The 18,200-nt window shown below is 65.1% G+C and carries 19 protein-coding genes; 4 read left to right on the top strand and 15 right to left on the bottom strand.

The window, feature by feature from the left end:
* Window positions 1-4: 4 nt before the first annotated feature.
* From KM031_RS03775 to trpS, 11 genes are all read right to left on the bottom strand, one after another.
* A complete protein-coding gene (locus tag KM031_RS03775; protein ID WP_215503226.1) occupies window positions 5-1,000 on the bottom strand; it encodes a BMP family lipoprotein in 996 nt (331 codons plus the stop codon).
* Between the two features lie 174 nt (window positions 1,001-1,174).
* The gene (locus tag KM031_RS03770; RefSeq protein WP_215503225.1) at window positions 1,175-1,600 is read right to left on the bottom strand and encodes a GNAT family N-acetyltransferase; all 426 of its coding nucleotides are present in this window, start codon (window positions 1,598-1,600) and stop codon (window positions 1,175-1,177) included.
* The gene (tsaB, locus tag KM031_RS03765; protein ID WP_215503224.1) at window positions 1,597-2,217 is read right to left on the bottom strand and encodes a tRNA (adenosine(37)-N6)-threonylcarbamoyltransferase complex dimerization subunit type 1 TsaB; all 621 of its coding nucleotides are present in this window, start codon (window positions 2,215-2,217) and stop codon (window positions 1,597-1,599) included. Before tsaB ends, KM031_RS03770 begins: the two co-directional genes overlap by 4 nt.
* Window positions 2,207-2,770, bottom strand: coding sequence for a NifU family protein (locus KM031_RS03760; protein WP_215503223.1), 564 nt, complete (start codon window positions 2,768-2,770; stop codon window positions 2,207-2,209). The genes tsaB and KM031_RS03760 overlap by 11 nt, the downstream gene beginning before the upstream one ends.
* A gap of 74 nt (window positions 2,771-2,844) precedes the next feature.
* Window positions 2,845-3,015 (bottom strand): hypothetical protein, encoded by a 171-nt coding sequence (locus KM031_RS03755; protein WP_215503222.1) that lies wholly within the window; start codon window positions 3,013-3,015, stop codon window positions 2,845-2,847.
* A 95-nt stretch (window positions 3,016-3,110) separates the two neighbouring features.
* Entirely contained in the window at window positions 3,111-3,614 is a 504-nt protein-coding gene (locus KM031_RS03750) for a DUF2867 domain-containing protein (RefSeq protein ID WP_215503221.1), read from the bottom strand.
* Window positions 3,615-3,689: 75 nt separating this feature from the next.
* Window positions 3,690-4,145, bottom strand: coding sequence for a universal stress protein (locus tag KM031_RS03745; protein ID WP_215503220.1), 456 nt, complete (start codon window positions 4,143-4,145; stop codon window positions 3,690-3,692).
* Between the two features lie 60 nt (window positions 4,146-4,205).
* Complete coding sequence (locus KM031_RS03740; RefSeq protein ID WP_215503219.1) at window positions 4,206-5,069, bottom strand: branched-chain amino acid aminotransferase; 864 nt, start codon at window positions 5,067-5,069, stop codon at window positions 4,206-4,208.
* A gap of 94 nt (window positions 5,070-5,163) precedes the next feature.
* The gene (locus KM031_RS03735; RefSeq protein WP_215503218.1) at window positions 5,164-5,664 is read right to left on the bottom strand and encodes a VOC family protein; all 501 of its coding nucleotides are present in this window, start codon (window positions 5,662-5,664) and stop codon (window positions 5,164-5,166) included.
* A 251-nt stretch (window positions 5,665-5,915) separates the two neighbouring features.
* On the bottom strand, window positions 5,916-6,980 hold the full coding sequence (locus KM031_RS03730) for a hypothetical protein (protein WP_215503217.1): 1,065 nt from the start codon (window positions 6,978-6,980) through the stop codon (window positions 5,916-5,918).
* Window positions 6,980-8,023 (bottom strand): tryptophan--tRNA ligase, encoded by a 1,044-nt coding sequence (gene trpS, locus KM031_RS03725; protein WP_215503216.1) that lies wholly within the window; start codon window positions 8,021-8,023, stop codon window positions 6,980-6,982. The genes KM031_RS03730 and trpS overlap by 1 nt, the downstream gene beginning before the upstream one ends.
* A 103-nt stretch (window positions 8,024-8,126) precedes the next feature.
* Here trpS and KM031_RS03720 point away from each other — a divergent pair, with 103 nt between their 5' ends.
* Window positions 8,127-8,813 carry a rhomboid family intramembrane serine protease gene (locus KM031_RS03720; RefSeq protein ID WP_215503215.1) on the top strand — a complete coding sequence of 229 codons (687 nt, stop codon included), beginning with the start codon at window positions 8,127-8,129 and terminating at the stop codon, window positions 8,811-8,813.
* Window positions 8,814-8,822: 9 nt separating this feature from the next.
* Here the strand turns inward: KM031_RS03720 and murJ are convergent, their stop codons facing one another.
* From murJ to KM031_RS03705, 3 genes are read right to left on the bottom strand one after another with little or no spacing between them, the layout of a single operon-like run.
* Complete coding sequence (gene murJ, locus KM031_RS03715; RefSeq protein WP_215503214.1) at window positions 8,823-10,364, bottom strand: murein biosynthesis integral membrane protein MurJ; 1,542 nt, start codon at window positions 10,362-10,364, stop codon at window positions 8,823-8,825.
* A gap of 10 nt (window positions 10,365-10,374) precedes the next feature.
* Window positions 10,375-13,119 (bottom strand): [protein-PII] uridylyltransferase, encoded by a 2,745-nt coding sequence (locus KM031_RS03710; RefSeq protein ID WP_215503213.1) that lies wholly within the window; start codon window positions 13,117-13,119, stop codon window positions 10,375-10,377.
* A gap of 24 nt (window positions 13,120-13,143) precedes the next feature.
* On the bottom strand, window positions 13,144-14,325 hold the full coding sequence (locus KM031_RS03705) for a penicillin-binding protein activator (RefSeq protein ID WP_215503212.1): 1,182 nt from the start codon (window positions 14,323-14,325) through the stop codon (window positions 13,144-13,146).
* 109 nt (window positions 14,326-14,434) lie between these two features.
* On the opposite strand from KM031_RS03705, the gene rsmI reads away from it, so the two are divergent.
* The 3 genes from rsmI to gshB are packed head-to-tail and all read left to right on the top strand — an operon-like array spanning window position 14,435 to window position 16,658.
* A complete protein-coding gene (gene rsmI, locus KM031_RS03700) occupies window positions 14,435-15,301 on the top strand; it encodes a 16S rRNA (cytidine(1402)-2'-O)-methyltransferase (RefSeq protein WP_215503211.1) in 867 nt (288 codons plus the stop codon).
* Window positions 15,302-15,309: 8 nt separating this feature from the next.
* Entirely contained in the window at window positions 15,310-15,663 is a 354-nt protein-coding gene (locus KM031_RS03695; protein WP_215503923.1) for a YraN family protein, read from the top strand.
* Window positions 15,664-15,716: 53 nt separating this feature from the next.
* Complete coding sequence (gene gshB, locus KM031_RS03690) at window positions 15,717-16,658, top strand: glutathione synthase (protein ID WP_215503210.1); 942 nt, start codon at window positions 15,717-15,719, stop codon at window positions 16,656-16,658.
* On the opposite strand, the gene KM031_RS03685 is transcribed toward gshB, so the two are convergent.
* A complete protein-coding gene (locus KM031_RS03685; protein WP_215503209.1) occupies window positions 16,655-18,169 on the bottom strand; it encodes a YifB family Mg chelatase-like AAA ATPase in 1,515 nt (504 codons plus the stop codon). The two genes, gshB and KM031_RS03685, sit on opposite strands and share 4 nt — an antisense overlap.
* Between the last annotated feature and the right edge of the window lie 31 nt (window positions 18,170-18,200).

Below are 18,200 nucleotides of genomic sequence, written 5' to 3'. Positions count from 1 at the left end.
GGGATCAGAACGTCGCCGCCGGGCAGGTATCATCTGCCATGTAATCATGCACTTTCAGGGTGCCGGCCTTGATCTGTTCGGCCGCCGCATCCACTGCCGCCTTCATGTCTGCCGTCACCAGCGCTGCGTTGTTGTCGTCCAGCGCATAGCCCACGCCTTCGGCGGTCAGATCGAGCGTCTGAATGCCCGGCTCAAGCCCGGCGCCGGCGGTGAAGGCATTGTAGACGGCCACATCGACGCGTTTCAGCATCGAGGTCAGCACCTTGCCCGGATGCAGGTGGTTCTGGTTGCTGTCGACGCCGATCGACAGGATGCCTTCATCCGCTGCCGCTTGCAGCACACCCATGCCGGTGCCGCCCGCTGCGGCAAAGATCACATCCGCGCCCTGCGATTTCTGCGCCTTGGCGATCTCGGCCCCCTTGGTCGGGTCATTCCAGGCGGCGGGGGTGGTGCCCGTCATGTTCAGGATCACGGTGGCATCCGGTTTCACGGCCTTGACGCCCTGCGCATACCCGCAGCCGAACTTGCGGATCAGCGGCACGTCCATCCCGCCGATAAAGCCCACGGTGTTGGTTTTCGAGGCGAGACCGGCCATCATGCCCACCAGATACGAGCCTTCATGTTCGGTAAAGCCGATGGTCAGCACGTTCGGCGCCTCGACATAACCGTCGATGGTGACGAATTTCGTATCCGGGAAGTCCGGCGCGACGGCGGCAATCGGGTCGCTCATGGCAAAGCCGGTGGTCACAACCGGGTTGGCGCCCGATTCCGCCAGACGGCGCAGCGCCTGTTCGCGCTGTGCTTCGGCGGTGATTTCCAGTTCCTTGTAGGTGCCGCCGGTTTCCTTGGCCCAGCGTTCGGCACCGTTGAAAGCCGCCTCGTTGAAGGATTTGTCGAATTTGCCGCCCATGTCATAGATGACCGCAGGCTCGGCCGTGGCCAGTGCCGTCGACAGGGCGAGCGTGGCTGCCGCGCCGAGCAGGGTTTTCATCAGGGTCATGGAAATCTCCCGGTTATCGTTAAGTTTTTATGCGCCAGTCTTTTCCACCGGATTCGGTGGAGGGTGCCGGGCCGCTCCTGACCGATTTAGGGCGGGTTTGGACCATTCGGTCAAGATGGAATCGCGGCAGCGCCCGAAGCGGTTTGATCTTTCGATCAAATCTTCGCCATGACGTCAGGGCGACGTTGCGGAAAGCGCCTGCGCCATCAGCAGGGCGTCGGCCCTGTGGCCATCGGGATGCTGGTAATAGCCCTTGCGGCGGCCTGCGACAGCAAAGCCGGTGGCGGTGTAAAGTGCGATGGCGGCGGCATTTTCGGCGCTCACCTCCAGAAACGCACTGTCGGCATGGCGGGCGCGCGCCTCGGTCAGAAAGCCCGCCACCAGATGCCTGCCCAGCCCGGCGCGGCGGGCCGCGGGCGCGACGGCCAGCGTCAGCAATTCGGCCTCGCCCGCGACGGCGCGCCCGATCAGCACGCCCGCAGGGGCCTGCACGGCAAAACACAGCGGATCGGCCAGAAAGCCCGCAAATTCCGCAGGCGTCCAGGGTCTTGGCGTGGTGAAGCAGGCGGCATGCAGGGCCGCCATCGCCTCGGGTGTCATGGCAGGATCACGGGCGGCGGATCGGCGGGCGGGGCCGCATCGGCGCTGCGCAGATAGAAGGGGGCAGGGCGCTGTGGCGTGGGGGGGCGCGTCGCGGCAATGCGCGCAATCGCTTCGGCAATCGGCATGGCGGGGGGCAGGGCGGCCGCAAACGCGCTGCCGGTCAGATGCGTGCCGGGGGGCAGCGACGGCAGCTCGGCCACCAAGGCCAGATGCGGCTCTGCCTGTGCCGAAATGCCGAAACCCTGCACATAGGCCTCGCCCCGCCGGGCATCTTCTGCCACCAGCACGGGCCGGGGCAGGCCATGGGCCAGCGCCTCCAGCCGGGTCACCCCATGGGCGGGGATCGCGAGCCCCAGTGCCAGCCCGCGCGCCGCCGCCACGGAAATGCGCACCCCGGTAAAATTGCCGGGGCCGGTGCCGACCCCCAGCGCCGTCAGGTCGCCCCAGACAAGGCCCGCCTCGGCCAGCAGCTCTTCCAGCAGCGGCATCAGGCGTTCGGCCTGACCTTTGTCCATCGCCTCCTGCCGCTGGATCACACGGCCATCCGGCAAAAGCAAAGCGGCCGCGCAATGCGCGGCCGATGTGTCGAATCCCAGAACCGTCTCAGGCCGCAACAGGGCGAACCTCGGTGACTTCGGGGATATAGTGGCGCAGCAGGTTTTCGATACCCATTTTCAGGGTCAGCGTCGACGAGGGGCATCCGGCGCAGGCACCCTGCATATGCAGGTAAACCACACCGCGATCAAAGCCGTGGAAGGTGATGTCGCCACCATCCTGCGCCACGGCAGGCCGCACGCGGGTATCCAGCAACTCTTTGATCTGTTTGACGATATCGGCATCTTCGCCGCTGTGTTCGGCATGGCCGCCCGCAGCCTTGCCTTCGCCCGCCATCACCGGCGCGCCGGATTGGTAATGTTCCATCACCGCGCCCAGAATGGCCGGTTTGATGTGATCCCAATTGGCGGTATCGGCCTTGGTCACCGTCACGAAATCCGTGCCGAAGAACACGGCCTGCACGCCCGGCACCGTGAAGATGCGGCTTGCCAGCGGCGAGGCCGAGGCCGCGTCAGCACTGGGAAAATCGGCAGTGCCAAGATCGAGCACGGTCTGGCCGGGCAGGAATTTCAGCGTGGCGGGGTTTGGTGTGGATTCGGTCTGGATGAACATCTGGTATCTCCGACAGTTGTCGTCGGATATGCGCCTTGCGGGGCGGAAAGTCAAGTTTGGAACTATTCTAAATCTTAGGCGGGATCATAGCTGTAATATTCATACATCTGATCCAGCGGGCTGGGCGTGTCCGTGCTTTTCGATGCAGTATCAGGCACATAATACGCCATAGTCTCGTCCGGGGCGGCCACAGGGGCCGGGGTGGCGGGCAGGGGGGACTGCGGTTTTTTGAAGCGCATGAACATCGGTTTTACCTTTGCAACGTCATCCTCCCCGCATCCTATATATGCTGCATTGCAGCAAAATGCCACCCTCCACAGCAGGCAATGCCGATATGACGTTACTGCACAGGCGGGGCAGCGGCGGCAAGGCTACGGCTCAGACGGCGCAACATCTGGTGGACGATCAGCCGATGTGCCGGGCCGACCGGCAACATATAGAGTTTTCCGAACAGATTGTGGGTGACAACAGACGAGGTGATACACAGCCGGTTCTGCCGCACCATGACCGAAGTCATCACATCCAGATGCCGGTCCCGCTCGGTCAGCACCAGTTCGTGATCCGACACCGCCTCGACCCGGAAGAAATCCAGCATGTCCCCCGGTTGCACATGGTCACGCGGCGCGCCGGAAAAGCCGCCAATGCGTTTCACCCCGAACCGGGCCGAAATCGCATCGCGCAGCCGGAACGCGGTGGCCATGAGTGGCAGCGGATGCGCCATAAGGTGATTCCAGGCGGCCAGCGGCGTCACGGGCCGGGGCAGCGCAACAGTTTGCGCATCAAAGAAATTCAGCGCAGCACGCGGCGCAACTAGGGTTGCGCCTGAACGGTCGATGGCTGTCATCCGGCCTGTCTCCTCTGTCCCGCCCTGCCTAGGACAGCCGCCCGCCGCGCAACAGCCGCCGTTTTGTCGCAGTGCTCAGGTGATCGCTTCCAACCGCTCTTTCGACATGTCGCCGGGCACGATGGTGATCGGGATCGGCAAGTTGCCGGAGTTGCGGCTCATTGAGGTAACAAGCGGACCGGGACCGGATTTTTCGGTGCCGGCCCCCAGCACCAGAACGCCGATCTGGCCATCCTCGCGCACCTGCGCCAGAATTTCGGCAGCGGGATCGCCTTCGCGGATCACCAGCTCAGGGTTCACCCCCTGTTTGTCGCGCATCCATTTCGCGAAAACCTCGAAATGCGCCTCGATCCGTTCGCGGGCCTCTTGCCGCATCAGATCGGCCACACCCATCCAGTGCTGATATTCTTCGGGCGGGATGATCGACAGGATCTGCACCCCCGCGCCGGTATGGGCGGCCCGCAATGCGGCATAGCGCATCGCGTTCAGACATTCGCGGCTCTCATCCAGCACAACCAGAAACTTGCGCATCACATATCCTCCAGTGGCGGGCGATCATCCCCGATCCCACCCCCGGCTGGCAAGGGGGGCTTAGCGGGCCGAATGTGCCCAGTCCATATACAGGCTGCGCACATGATCCGTCATCTTGCGGCTGGCATAGCGGGTGTCGTCAAAGGCACTGACCGACGTGACCTTGGCAAAGTTGCCCGACAGGAACACCTCATCCGCCGCATGAAAATCGTCAAAGCTCAGCACGGCCTCGCGCACCTCCACGCCATCGGCGCGCAGATTGGCGATGTGGCGGGCGCGGGTGATGCCCGACAGGAAGGTACCATTGGCGATGGGGGTGAACACCACGCCATCCTTGACCATGAACACATTGGCCGTGGCGCTTTCGGCCACATTGCCCATCGCATCGGCAACGAGCGCATTGCCAAAGCCCTTGGATTTCGCCTCGACCAGCATCCGGGCGTTGTTGGGATAGAGGCAGCCCGCCTTGGCGTTGCAGACGTTGTCCTCCAGCACCGGGCGGCGGAAACGGGTCCGGGTCAGCGTCGTCGCCCCCGAGGCGGGTGGCATCGGCACCTCTTCCAGGCAGAGCGCAAAGCGGGTGGAGTTTTCCATCGGGGCAACCCCCAGATCCGAGCCGTCGACGGCCCAATACATCGGGCGGATATAGACCGCCTGATCGGGGCCATAGGCGGCAAGCCCGTCGCGCGCGATATCGACCATGGTGGCGGCGTCCATCGTCGGGGTGATCATCAGCGCCTCGGCCGAACGGTTGACCCGCGCGCAATGCAGATCGAGATCGGGGGTCAGGCCATCGAACAGGCGCGCGCCGTCAAAGACCGATGTGCCCTGCCAGATGCCGTGATCTGCCGCGCGCATGACGGCCACATCGCCTTCATGCCAGCGCCCTTCAAACCAGGTGCGGATATTCTTGCCGAATGCCATGGCTTTGCCCTCCGATGTTCCGGGCACTCAACCACAGCTCCGGGGTAGGGTCCAGAGCGGGCGGGCCCGCACCGGCCCGCCCGCCTCTGCCCGCTCAGGCCGCTTCGGCCAGCAGCGCGTGCAGATCCACCGGCGCATTGACCATGGCCAGATTGCCCTGCGCATCGCGGGGCCATTCCGCTTCGGGGCGGTCGCGGTACAACTCCACGCCATTGCCATCGGGATCGCGCAGATACAGCGCCTCGCTGACGCCGTGATCGGCGGCACCGTCCAGCGGGATGCCCGCTTCGATCACCCGTTTCAGCACGGCGCCAAGGCTGGCCCGGTCAGGAAACAGGATGGCGGTGTGATAGAGGCCGGTGGTGCCGGGGGCGGGCGGCTTGCCGCCTTTGCTTTCCCAGGTGTTCAGCCCGATATGGTGGTGATAGCCACCCGCGCTCAGAAACGCGGCCTGCGGCCCATAGCGCTGGGTGATCTCGAACCCCAGAACGCCGGAATAGAACGCAATGGCGCGATCCAGATCCGAGACTTTCAGGTGAACGTGGCCGATCCGGGTTTCGGCGGGCAAGACGGGTTTTGCAGCGGCATTGGTCATGGGAGATGTCCTTTCCTTTGCAGCAAAGATACGCAGGAAGGCCGCCGTCGATAAGGCGCAGCGCCGCACAGGGTCTGCGCGAAACTGTCAGAAACCTCCCGGACCGAGAGGGGACCGATCCGGGAGGCAAGGCAGGGGCCACGGGCGCAAGCGGAGAAGGCACGCGCAGGATGTCTGGGGGACAGGCAGCCCCGAATCGCGTTTAGCACGCCCGGCCAGTTAAGCGGCGCTGCGCAACAGCCGCGTGACGGTCAGCGCAACAGGCCCCGCGCCATGCGCAGTGCCAGCGATTGCGCCAGCCCGGCGGCCAGCGCGGTGACGGCGGCCAGCAGCCCGGCCAGCCCGGCAAACAGATGCAGCGTCAGATCCGACAGGCGCAGCCCCAGCCGGAACAGCCGAGTCTTGCCCAACACCTCGGCCCGGCCAATGGTTTTCGCGCCCAGCACCTCGGCGCTGCGGGCAAGGCGGCGGGCATCGGTGGCGTCATCGACATGGGTCAGCAGATGCAGCGCGCCCTTGGTGCCGACACGGGTCTGCACCGTCGCCAGATCCTGCACCATCGCGCCCAGCGGGCGGAACGCATCGACGCGCAGCACATGGCGCAGATCGCTGATCTTGCCGCTGCGCAGGGCGCGCAGGTCAAAGGCCGCAGCGCCCATATGGGTCAGCGAGCGGGCAAGCGCCGGGGTCATCACCCCCATCTTGCGCGACAGGCGCAGCAGTGAAGCCCCGAGCTTCAACGGCACCGAACTGCCACCCGAGGCCAGCGCGAGCGCCGTTGCCCCCAGCCCGATGGCCGACAGCGCAAGATCAAGGTCATCCACCTCGGTCCCGGTCAGATAATTGACGCCCTGCCGCCCCAGCCCGATCACATCCCCCACCGGCGACAGCGTGACCGGGGCGTTGCAGATCAGCGCGGTGTTGAGCGAACAGCTGGCCGCATCCACCACACACTGCGCACATTCGGTGGCGAGGGCGAGATAGCTGGTGTCGGCGACCCGCGCCGCCTCGATCCGCCCGATCACGGTGGGGTGCAGCGGCAGGCCCCGCTCGGCGGCCACCGACAGCAGGGCATCCAGCGCCAGCCAGTTGCGTGGGCTTTCGGCCAGACGGGCGCTCAGCAACCCGGCCATGTGGCCGGTGGTGGCGGTCTGCGCCAGCGCGCGGTCGGTTGCGGCGCGGTATTCTGCGGCGCTGCGCGCGATGATCGGGCGCAGCGCCGGGTTGTCATGGATCTCGCGTGCCGCCTGCCAGGTTGCCGCCAGCGAGGCCAGCAGCAGGGTCATCAGCCCCAGCAGGCGCAGGCGGCGCAGCATCAGACCTGCCGCGAGCGGATCATCCCCACGATGTCATAGACCTGATCGACGATGGGCCGCGCGATGGTATTGGCCCGTTCAGCCCCGGCCCCGAGGATGCGGTCAATCTCGGCCGGATCCTGCATCAGACGCGACATCTCGGTGGTGATCGGAGACAGTTTCGACACGGCCAGTTCCGCCAGCGCCGGTTTGAACGTGCCGAACTGCGCCCCGGCATATTCGGTGATCACACTTTCGACCGTGCGGTCCGACAGCGCGGCGAAGATGTTCACCAGATTGCGGGCATCCGGGCGGTCTTTCAGGCCCTCGATGCTGTCGGGCAGCGGCTCGGGGTCGGTCTTGGCCTTGCGGATCTTGCTGGCGATGGTGTCGGCATCATCGGTCAGGTTGATGCGGCTGGCATCCGAGGGATCGGATTTCGACATCTTCTTGGTGCCGTCACGCAGGCTCATCACCCGGGCGGCGGCCCCTTCGATCACCGGCTCGGTGATCGGGAAATAGGTCACGCCGTAATCATTGTTGAACTTCGCCGCGATGTCGCGGGTCAGCTCCAGATGCTGTTTCTGATCTTCGCCCACCGGCACATGCGTGGCCTTGTAGGCCAGAATATCGGCAGCCATCAGCGCGGGATAGGCATAAAGCCCGAGCGAGACATTCTCGCTGTTCTTGCCGGCCTTGTCCTTGAACTGGGTCATCCGGCTCATCCAGCCCATGCGCGCGACGCAGTTCAGGATCCAGGCCAGTTCGGCATGGGCGCTGACCTGGCTCTGGTTGAACAGCACGGAACGCACCGGATCAATGCCCGCCGCGATGAAACCCGCCGCCATTTCGCGCGTCTGATGGCGCAGTTTGGCCGGGTCTTGCCAGACGGTGATCGCGTGCATGTCGACCAGGCAATAGATGGTGTCGATACCATCCTCCTGCTTTTCGACAAATCGTTTCAGCGCGCCCAGATAATTGCCCAGCGTCAGCCCACCCGAGGGCTGGATGCCGGAAAAGATCCGTTTGGTGAAGGTCTGAGGCGTTTGGACCGGCTCGGACATGGGGAACTCCGTCTGGAAAGGGTAAGGCTGGAAAAGCCAGCCCCACTCGCTTACCCTTGCCGCAAAGGGGCGTCAATCAAGCGGCCCCAAACCAGAGGCAGCCATGCGAGACAACCTGAACGCCCCGCCCGTGAACCCTTTGCCCTGGATCGTCTGGGCCATCGCCCTGCCGATCATAGCGCTTGAGGTGGTGGTGAGCCTTGGCGCGCGCGGGGTCGTCGGCGGCCCCACGGCGATCGGCTGGCGGCTGGATGCGATGGAGCGGATGGCGTTCTCGCCCGAGCTGATGCGCTATATGGTGGAAAACGGCATCTACCCGCCCGAGGCGATGCTGCGGCTGATCACCTATCCGTTTGTGCATGGCAGCTTTACCCATGCGCTGTTCGTGGTGGTGATCCTGCTGGCCCTGGGCAAGATGGTGGGCGAGATCTTCCGCTGGTGGGCGGTGGCGCTGGTGTTCTTTGGCTCCGGCATCGTGGCGGCGCTGGTCTATTCGGCCATCCCGATGATGCAGGCTCCGCTGGTCGGCGGCTATCCCGCGACCTATGGGCTGATCGGTGCCTTTACCTTCCTGCTCTGGGTGCGGCTGACCGGCAGCGGCGACAACCAATGGCGCGCCTTCACGATGATCGGCTTCCTGCTCGGCGCGCAATTGCTGTTCGGGCTGCTGTTTGGCGGCGGCACCGAATGGGTTGCCGATATTGCCGGATTTGCCACCGGCTTTCTGCTCAGCTTCGTGGTCAGCCCCGGTGGCATCGGGCGGGCCTTGGCGCGGCTGCGGACGCGCTGAGCGCCCGCCTCACGCCTTGCGGCGCAGCGCGGCCTTGAACTCGCCCAGCCGGAACGCGCCGATGAGCGCGCCTGCGCCGAAATAGCTGACGATCCCGGCCCCGACCAGCGCGCTCAGCGCCAGCCAGCGCCAGGCGCGGGCATCAAGCGCCGGGCCAAGTGCCACCGCCATGGCCCAGAGCACCCCGCCCATCACCGCAGCGGCCAGCAGGATCCGGGGCAGGCGGCTTTTGAAGCGGGCGTCGAACTGCGCCGCCTCGCCCATGCGGCGCGAGCCATACCACAGTTGCCAGACCATGACCCAGCCCGACACGGTGGTGGCGAGGGCGGCGGCCAGAAAGCCGATGACCGGCATCATGCCCACGGCGAAGGCGACATTCACCAGCATCGACCACAGGGCAAACCGGAACGGGCTGCGGGTGTCTTCGCGCGCATAATACAGCGGCTGCAACACCTTATGCAGCACGAAGGCGGGCAGCCCCAGCCCATAGGCCGCCAGCGCCAGCGCGGTATTGGCGGTATCATCCGCACCGAATTCGCCGCGCTGAAACAGCACCTGGGTCAGCGGCATGGCAATCACCACCAGCGCCACCGCCGCCGGGATGGTCAGCGCCAGCGCAAATTCCGCACCCCGGTTGAAGGCGCTTTGCCCGCCCGCCAGATCGCCTGCGCGCAGCCGCCGCGATAATTCGGGCAGCAGCACGGTGCCGATGGCAATGCCCACCACGCCCAGCGGCAACTGATAGAGCCGGTCGGCATAGGAAAGCCATGCCACGGCACCTTCGGTGAAACTGGCCACCTGTCGCCCGACCAGCAGATTGATCTGCACCACCCCGCCCGCCAGCACGGCAGGGCCTGCGATGATGGCCAGGCGTTTCAGCTCGGGCGTCAGTTTTGGCATCCGGGGGCGGATCTTCACCCCGGCGCGGTCAGCGGACCACCAGGTGAAGGCCAGTTGCGCGATGCCGGTCGCAGGCACCGTCCAGGCCAGGGTCAGCCCCATATCCCATCCGGCCCGGTCGGCCATCAGCATGGCGGCGATGAACATCAGGTTCATCAGCACCGGCACGAAAGAGGCTTCGGTAAAGCGGCCAAAGGCATTGAGCACGCCCGACAGCAGCGCGACCAGACTGATGAACAGGATATAGGAAAACGAGATCCGCCCGAACAGCACCGCCAGATCAAAGCGCGCATCGCCAACAAAGCCCGAGGCCATCGCCCAGACCAGCCAGGGCATCGCCAGTGTGCCGATCAGCGTGAACACCAGCAGCACTGCCGCCAGCCCGTTGAAGGCATCGCGGGCAAATTCGGTCGCATCCTCGCCTCCCTCCAGCTTCTTGGAGAACATGGGCACGAAGGCCATGTTGAAGGCGCCTTCGGCAAAGAAGCGGCGGAACATGTTGGGCAGAGAAAAGGCGATCAGAAACGCCTCGGCCACCGGCCCCGCGCCCAGATAGGCCGCCATCATCACGTCGCGCACAAAGCCCACGACGCGGCTGCCCAGCGTCCAGCCGCCCACGGTGAGGAAGCTCTTTACCAGCCGGATACCCATTGCTCTGCCTCTATGCCTGCGCCCGTTCCGCGCCTTCGGCAATCGCCTGACGCAGCTTCTTTTCCAAGGCGTCCTGCTTTGGTTTCGTATGCAGCTTCAAGCCGAACATATCCTTCACATAGAAGGTATCCACCACCTGCGCCCCGAAAGTCGCAATCACGGCGCTGGCGATATAGATGTTGTTGGCCGCCAGCGTGCGGGTCAGATCATACAGCAGGCCGGGCCTGTCGCGCGTATCCACCTCGACAATCGTATAGATTTCAGAGCCTTCGTTGTCGAAGGTGATATGGGTCGGAAAGCGGAATTCGCGTTCGCGCTTCTTCACCTTGTCGCGGTCGGCCAGCGCCTCGCGCGGCAGAACCTCGCCGCGCAGGGTTTTTTCGATCATCTGGCGCAGCCGGGGCAGGCGGGCGACCTCATAGGGGTGGCCATCGCTGTCCTGCACCCAGAACACCGCCGTCGCATACCCATCCTTCGAGGTATAGGTGCGCGCATCGACCACATTCGCCCCGACCAGCGCCAGCGCCCCCGCCAGCCGCGAAAAGATGCCCGGATGATCCTCCAGCGCAAAGGCAGCGCGGGTGGCATCGCGGCCGGGATCGGGATGCAGGTCGATGCGGATTTCGTGATCGGGCAGATCGCGCAGCAGATGCGCAAAGACCAGATGGGTTTCGGTCAGCAGGCCCTGCCAGTAGGGCGGGTAATGGCGGGCGAGTTCGGCCCGCACCTCGCGCGCGTCCCAATCGGGCAGCGCCTCGCGCAGCTGGCGTTTGGCCTCGTCGGCCCGGCGTTCGCGGTTGACGTTTTCCAGACCGCCTTCCAGCGCCTCGGTGGTGTCGCGGTGCAACTGGCGCAGCAGCATGGCCTTCCAGTTGTTCCAGGTGCCGGGGCCAACGCCGCGAATGTCACAGACCGTCAGCACCGTCAGCAGATCCAGCCGCTTGCGGGTTTTGACCGCCTTGGCAAAATCGCGCACCGTGCGCGGATCGCCGATGTCACGCTTCTGCGCCATGTCGGACATCAGCAGGTGATAGCGCACCAACCATTCGACGGTTTCACATTCCTCGTCATTCAGCCCCAGCCGCGGGCAGACCCGCCGCGCGATCTGCGCGCCCAGGATCGAATGATCTTCGGGGCGGCCCTTGCCGATGTCATGCAGCAGCAGCGCGACATAGATCACCCGGCGGCTGATCCCGGCATCCAGAATCGACGAGGACAGCGGTAATTCCTCGACCAGCTCGCCCCGTTCGATCTGGGCGAGGGTGGAGATGCACTGGATGATATGCTCGTCCACCGTGTAGTGGTGATAGACGTTGAACTGCATCATCGCGACGATGGGCTCGAATTCCGGGATAAAGGCCCCCAGCACGCCCAGCTCGTTCATCCGACGCAGCGAGCGTTCGGGATTGCCGTGTTTCAGCAGCAGATCCAGGAAGATCTGCTTGGCTTCGGGATCGTCGCGCATCTCGTCGTCGATCAGATGCAGGTTGGCGGCAATCAGGCGCATCACATTGGGATGCAGCAGATAGCCCGTGCGCAGTGCCTCTTCGAACACGCGCAGCATGTTCAGCTTGTCGGCCAGAAACCGTTTCGGGTCGAGCGCGTCAATCCGGCCCTGAACCAGCTTGAACCCGGCGCGCACCTTCTTGCGGCGGCGGAACAGGCCGATGATTGCGGCTTCGGGTTTGGCGTGGCGCGCTTCAAGCTGGGTCAGGAACACGCGGGTCAGCTCTCCCACGCGGGTGGCGTGGCGAAAGTAATCCTGCATGAACACCTCGACCGCGCGCCTGCCGCCACTGTCGGCATAGCCCATGCGGGCGGCCACCTCGACCTGCATGTCGAAGGTCAGCTGATCGACGGCGCGTTTGCCGATGTAATGCAGATGGCTGCGCACGGCCCAGAGAAAGTTTTCGGCGCGGTTGAAAGTGGCATATTCCTCCTGTGTCAGCAGCCCTGCCGCCACCAGACCGGCGGCATCCGGCACCCGGTGCAGATATTTGCCGATCCAATACAGGGTTTGCAGATCGCGCAGCCCGCCTTTACCTTCCTTGATGTTCGGCTCCAGCACATAGCGCTGCCCGCCCTGGCGTTTGTGCCGTTCGGCGCGTTCGGCCAGCTTGGCCTCGATGAATTCCGGCCCCGAATTGCGGAACAGATCCGACCAGAGCGCGTCATCCAGCTCGCGCGCCAAAGCGGCATCGCCGGTGATATACCGATGCTCCAGCAGGGCGGTGCGGATGGTGATATCGTCGCGCGCCAGCCGCAGGCAATCGCGGACGGTGCGCGACGAATGGCCGACCTTCAGCTTCAGATCCCACAGCATGTAAAGCATTGATTCGATCACGCTTTCCGCCCAGGGGGTGATCTTCCACGGGGTCAGGAACAGCAGGTCGACATCGGAATGGGGTGCCATTTCGGCGCGGCCATAGCCACCAACGGCCAGAACGGTCAGCCGTTCGGATTCGGTCGGATTATGGGCCGGATGGAAATGATTGCGCGCCAGATCGAAGGCCACGCTCACCAGCCCGTCGGTCAGATGGCTCTGCGCCCGTGTCAGCGCGCGGGCCTCCATCGGGCGGGCGGCAAAGGCGGCGGCGAGGGCGGCGTTGCCTGCCGCCTTGGCCTCGGCCAGATGGCGCACCACCAGGGCTCGGGCGGCCCGCGGATCAGGCTCTGTCGTCAGATCGGCGCTGATGGCGGCGGAAAGGGCGCGGGGGTCGATGATCTCGACCCCCGGCAGCAGCATGTCTTGCATGGAAATGGCCGCGCGGTGCAAATGTCAGGATCCTGCCCCGGAAAAGCTGCGCGGTGCCGGATCCAGCACGACAAGCTGGTTGTTCTGGATCGAGGCGACGGCCAAGCCACGTTCGTTTGTGCCATCGGGGCGCAGCCGGAAGATGCCGCCGACGCCGACGAAGCCGGAGCCCTGCGTCAGACCCGAGGTGGACAGGGCATTGCTCTTGCCCTGTTTGACCAGCGCGCCGATGGCCGCAATGCCATCATAGGCCAGACCAGAGATCGGCAGCGGCGGCTCGCCGAACGCGGCCTGATAGCGCGACTGGAACTGGTTATAAAGCGCGGGATCGGGCATCGCGAACCAGCCGCCCTGCACGCCGGGCAGGCCAAGGGTGGCCGAAGGAATATCCCAGCGGGTCAGGCCGATGAAGGCGGTGTTGGGGGGGCTGACACCATTGTCACGCAACAACTGGGTGACCAGCGGCAGGGCACCTGCGGTATCGGCGGTCAGGAACACGGCTTGCGCATTGGTGTTGCGCGCGGCGGCGGCAATCGCCGGCACGGCGGCAACGATGCCATTCTGTGAAAACTCGTAGGACTGGATGCCCACTACCTGGCCGCCTGCCGCCGACACGCCGCGCTGAATCGCATTGCGCCCGGCCTCGCCGCCAAGGTTCTGGTCATGCACGATCATCACGCGCGATTTGCCGGCCCGCACCGCATAGCGGCCCAGCCGGTCGCCGGTATTCTGGAACGTCGGTCCCAGAACAAAGACATTGCCGCCCGCAATGTCGGTGTTGTTCGAGAAGGACAGCACATTGATGCCCCGCCCGGCCACGGCCAGACCGGCCGCATTGGCTTCTTGCGCATAGACCGGGCCGAGGATGATCTTGGCGCCTTCATCCACCGCCTTGGTCGCCATCGCCCCGGCCTGCGCAGGCTGGCCAGCGGTCGGATAGACGCGCAGGTCGATCTTCACATTGCCCAGATCGGAAATCGCCAGCCGCGCAGCATTCTGCAGACTGCGCGCCAGCAATTCGTCACTTGCCTGCCCCGATCCCGAGGGCACCAGCAGCGCCACCGGCACCGGGGCACCGGGGTCGATCTTGGGGCCGGAGCCGCCGCCCGGACCGGCGGAGGGCACACAGGCGCTCAGCGCCACGGTGGCCAGCACGGCCGCGGCGCGCGCCAGTGACTTGCGGGCCAGATCGAAAACAGACAACATACAGGCTTCCTCTTTCTCAGGGGCGCAGCAGACCGGGGCGCAGAAATCTGCCCGCAGAATAGGGCGCGGCGTCCGGGAAGTAAACTTGCGTGCAGGAGCGGACCAGCCCATGAGCGAAACCAAGCCGCAGAGGGGGCAGGTGCCACCGGGCCTGCATTTCATCGCAACGCCGATCGGCGCCGCGCGCGATATCACCTTGCGCGCCCTCGATATTCTGGCCAGCGCCGATGTGCTGGCCGCCGAAGACACCCGCACCCTGCGGCATCTGATGGAAATTCACGGCGTCGCCCTCGGAGGGCGGCCGCTGATCGCCTATCATGACCATAATGGCGAGACGGCGCGGCCCAAGCTGCTGGCGGCGCTGGCAGAGGGCAAATCCGTCGCCTATGCCTCGGAGGCGGGAACGCCGCTGGTGGCCGATCCGGGGTTTCAGCTGGGCCGCGCGGCCATCGAGGCGGGGCATACTGTGCTGGCCGCCCCCGGCCCCTCGGCGGTGCTGGCGGCACTGACCGTCTCGGGCTTGCCGAGCGACCGCTTCCTGTTTGCCGGGTTTGCCCCGGCCACCGCCGCCGCCCGGCTGCGCTTCCTGCAGGATCTGGCACCGATGAGCGCGACGGTGATCCTGTATGAATCGCCCAAACGTCTTCAGAAATTATTAGGGGATCTGGTGGCAAGCTTCGGAGCAGAACGCAAAGCGGTGGTGTGCCGGGAACTGACCAAACGATTCGAAGAAACCACGCGCGGCACGCTGGCGGAACTTCAGGCGGCCTTCGCGGAACGCGAGGTGAAGGGTGAGATTGTCGTGCTGCTGGATCGGGCTCCCGATGTGGTGGCAAGTGTGGTGGATCTGGATGCAGCGCTGCGCCGGGCGCTGGTCGACAACCGGGTCAAGGATGCGGCAACGATGGTGGCCGAATCCTTCGGCCTGCCGAAGCGGGATGTATATCAACGGGCCCTGCGCCTGTCGGAGGAATGATGCGCAAGATCAAGGGAGCGGTTGCATATCACGCCGGCTGTGCCGCCGAAGCCGCCGTGGCACGTGCTTATGAAGGGGGCGGGCGCAGCATTGCGGCCCGGCGCTGGCGCGGCCAATCCGGGGAAATTGATCTGATCGCGCGGGACGGGGCGGATGTGATCTTCATCGAAGTGAAGCAAAGCCGCAGCCATGCGCAGGCCGCTGAGCATCTGACGGTGCGGCAGATGGCCCGCATCTATCACGCCGCAGCCGAGTTCCTTGCCGGGGAGCCGTTGGGGCAATTGACCCCGTCGCGCTTCGATGTGGCGCTGGTCGATGAGCAGGGCCGGATCGAGATTCTTGAAAACGCCTTTGCCGCCTGATTGCATCGGACGGGAGGCTCGGGCATTGAGGGAGCATAGCAGGAGGATTTCCGATGCGCCTCAAGGTTGCCTTGCAGATGGACCCGATCGGGGCCGTGAATATCAATGCCGACAGCACGTTCCGCATTGCGCTTGAAGCGCAGGCGCGGGGGCATGAGCTGTTCTTTTACACACCCGACCGTCTGGCCTTCGTCGAAGGGCGGGTGATTGCGCGGGGCTGGCCCATCGAAGTGCGGCGCGAGCAGGGCAATCACGTCAGCTATGGTGCCGAGGTCGAGGTGGATCTGGGTGATTTCGATGTGATCTGGTTGCGTCAGGATCCGCCCTTCGACATGGGGTATATCACCACGACGCATCTTCTGGAGATGATTCACCCGAAGGTTCTGGTGGTGAATGATCCGTTCTGGGTGCGCAACAGCCCTGAAAAGCTGTTGGTGCTGCGCTTCCCGCAGCTGATTCCGCCCACGGCGATTGCGCGCGATTTGCAGACCATCCGCGACTTCAAGGCGCGGCATGGCGACATCATCCTCAAGCCGCTCTATGGCAATGGGGGGGCTGGGGTGTTCCGGCTGGATCCGAATGACCGCAACCTGTCATCTCTGCATGAGCTGTTCACCTCGATGAGCCGTGAGCCGCTGATTGTGCAGAAATTCCTGCCGGATGTGGCCAAGGGCGACAAGCGGGTGATTCTGGTGGATGGTGAAGCGGTCGGCGCGATCAATCGCGTGCCACAGGCGGGTGAGACCCGGTCCAACATGCATGTGGGCGGGCGGCCAGAAAAGATCGGGCTGACCGAGCGCGATCTGGAGATCTGTGCCACCATCGGGCCTGTCCTGAAGGAAAAGGGCCAGATCTTTGTCGGCATTGATGTGATCGGTGATTACCTGACCGAGATCAACGTCACCTCGCCCACCGGGATTCAGGAGCTGGAGCGGTTTGACGGCACCAATACTGCCGCCCGGATCTGGGAGGTGATCGAAGCCAAGCGCGCCTAGGCGCGCTGGCCCAGGTTGATACGGAAGCTGACCGCTTCGGCAATATGCGGGCTGCGCACCTCGGCGGATCCGGCCAGATCGGCGATGGTGCGGGCCACCCGCAAGACCCGGTGATAGCCGCGCGCCGACAGGCCAAAGCGGTCGGCCACGCGGGAAATCAGCGCGCGCCCTTCGGCATCGGGGCTGGCGATCTCGTCCAGAATGGCGCCTTCAGCATCGGCATTCACCCGCAGGCCGGGATGGGCGGCAAAGCGCTGCGTCTGCACCGCGCGGGCCGCGATCACCCGCGCCGCCACCGTGGCCGACCTGTCGCCGGAGGGCGGGAGATCGAGGTCGGTATAGGCAACGGGCGGCACATCCACCCGCAGGTCGAACCTGTCCATCAGCGGGCCGGAAATCCGGCTGAGATAATCCTCGCCACAGATGGGCACCTTGGCGCAGGCGCGGGCCGGATCGGTCATATAGCCGCATTTGCAGGGGTTTGCGGCTGCCACCAGCAAAAACCGGCAAGGATAGCGCACATGCGCATTGGCACGCGCCACCACCACATCGCCGGTTTCAATCGGTTGGCGCAGGGTTTCCAGCACGGCGCGGGGAAATTCTGGGAATTCATCCATAAACAGCACGCCATGATGGGCCAGGCTGATCTCGCCCGGTTTCGCGCCGCGACCGCCCCCGACAATCGCCGCCATCGAGGCGGTGTGATGCGGTTCGCGGAAGGGCCTGTCGCGTGAGATGCCGCCTTCGGACAGCAGACCCGCGAGCGAATGGATCATCGAGGTTTCAAGAGCTTCTGCCGCCGAAAGCGGCGGCAGGATGCCGGGCAGCCGCGCCGCCAGCATGGATTTGCCCGAACCGGGCGTGCCCACCAGGAACAGATGGTGCCTGCCAGCAGCGGCAATCTCCAACGCGCGTTTTGCCCGTTCCTGCCCCTTCACCTCGCGCAGGTCTTTGGTCAGGCGCGCGCGGGTCACTTCGCCCGCCTCGGCGGGGGTGATCGGGGCCTGCCCGGTGTAGTGGCGCACCACCTGATCCAGCGAGGCGGCGGCCAGCACCTGCGTGGCCCCGACCCAGGCCGCTTCGGCCCCGCAGGCCTTGGGGCAGAGCAGCGCCCGGTCCGCCTCGGCGGCGGCCATCGCGGCGGGCAGCGCGCCGATGACCGGCATCAGCCGCCCGTCAAGCGACAGCTCGCCCAGGGCCACCGTCGCCTCCACCTCGTCTTTCGGGATAATCTCCAAGGCCGCCAGCAAGGCCAGCGCGATCGGCAGATCGAAATGGGATCCCTCTTTCGGCAGATCCGCAGGGGAAAGATTCACCGTGATACGTTTGGAGGGCAGGGCGATCGACATGGCGGCAAGCGCCGCGCGCACCCGCTCTTTCGCCTCGGACACCGCCTTGTCGGGCAGGCCCACAACGGCAAAGGCCGGAAGGCCCGCCGCGACGGCGCATTGCACCTCGACCAGACGGGCCTCGATCCCTTCAAACGCCACCGTATAGGCCCGCGCGACCATCCCCGCCCCCGTTTATCATTGTTAACGGGGT

Origin of the sequence: Gemmobacter fulvus (genome assembly GCF_018798885.1) — a bacterium.
Taxonomy (GTDB): Bacteria; Pseudomonadota; Alphaproteobacteria; order Rhodobacterales; family Rhodobacteraceae; genus Gemmobacter; species Gemmobacter fulvus.
This window is presented reverse-complemented; position numbering and strand designations above follow the sequence as displayed.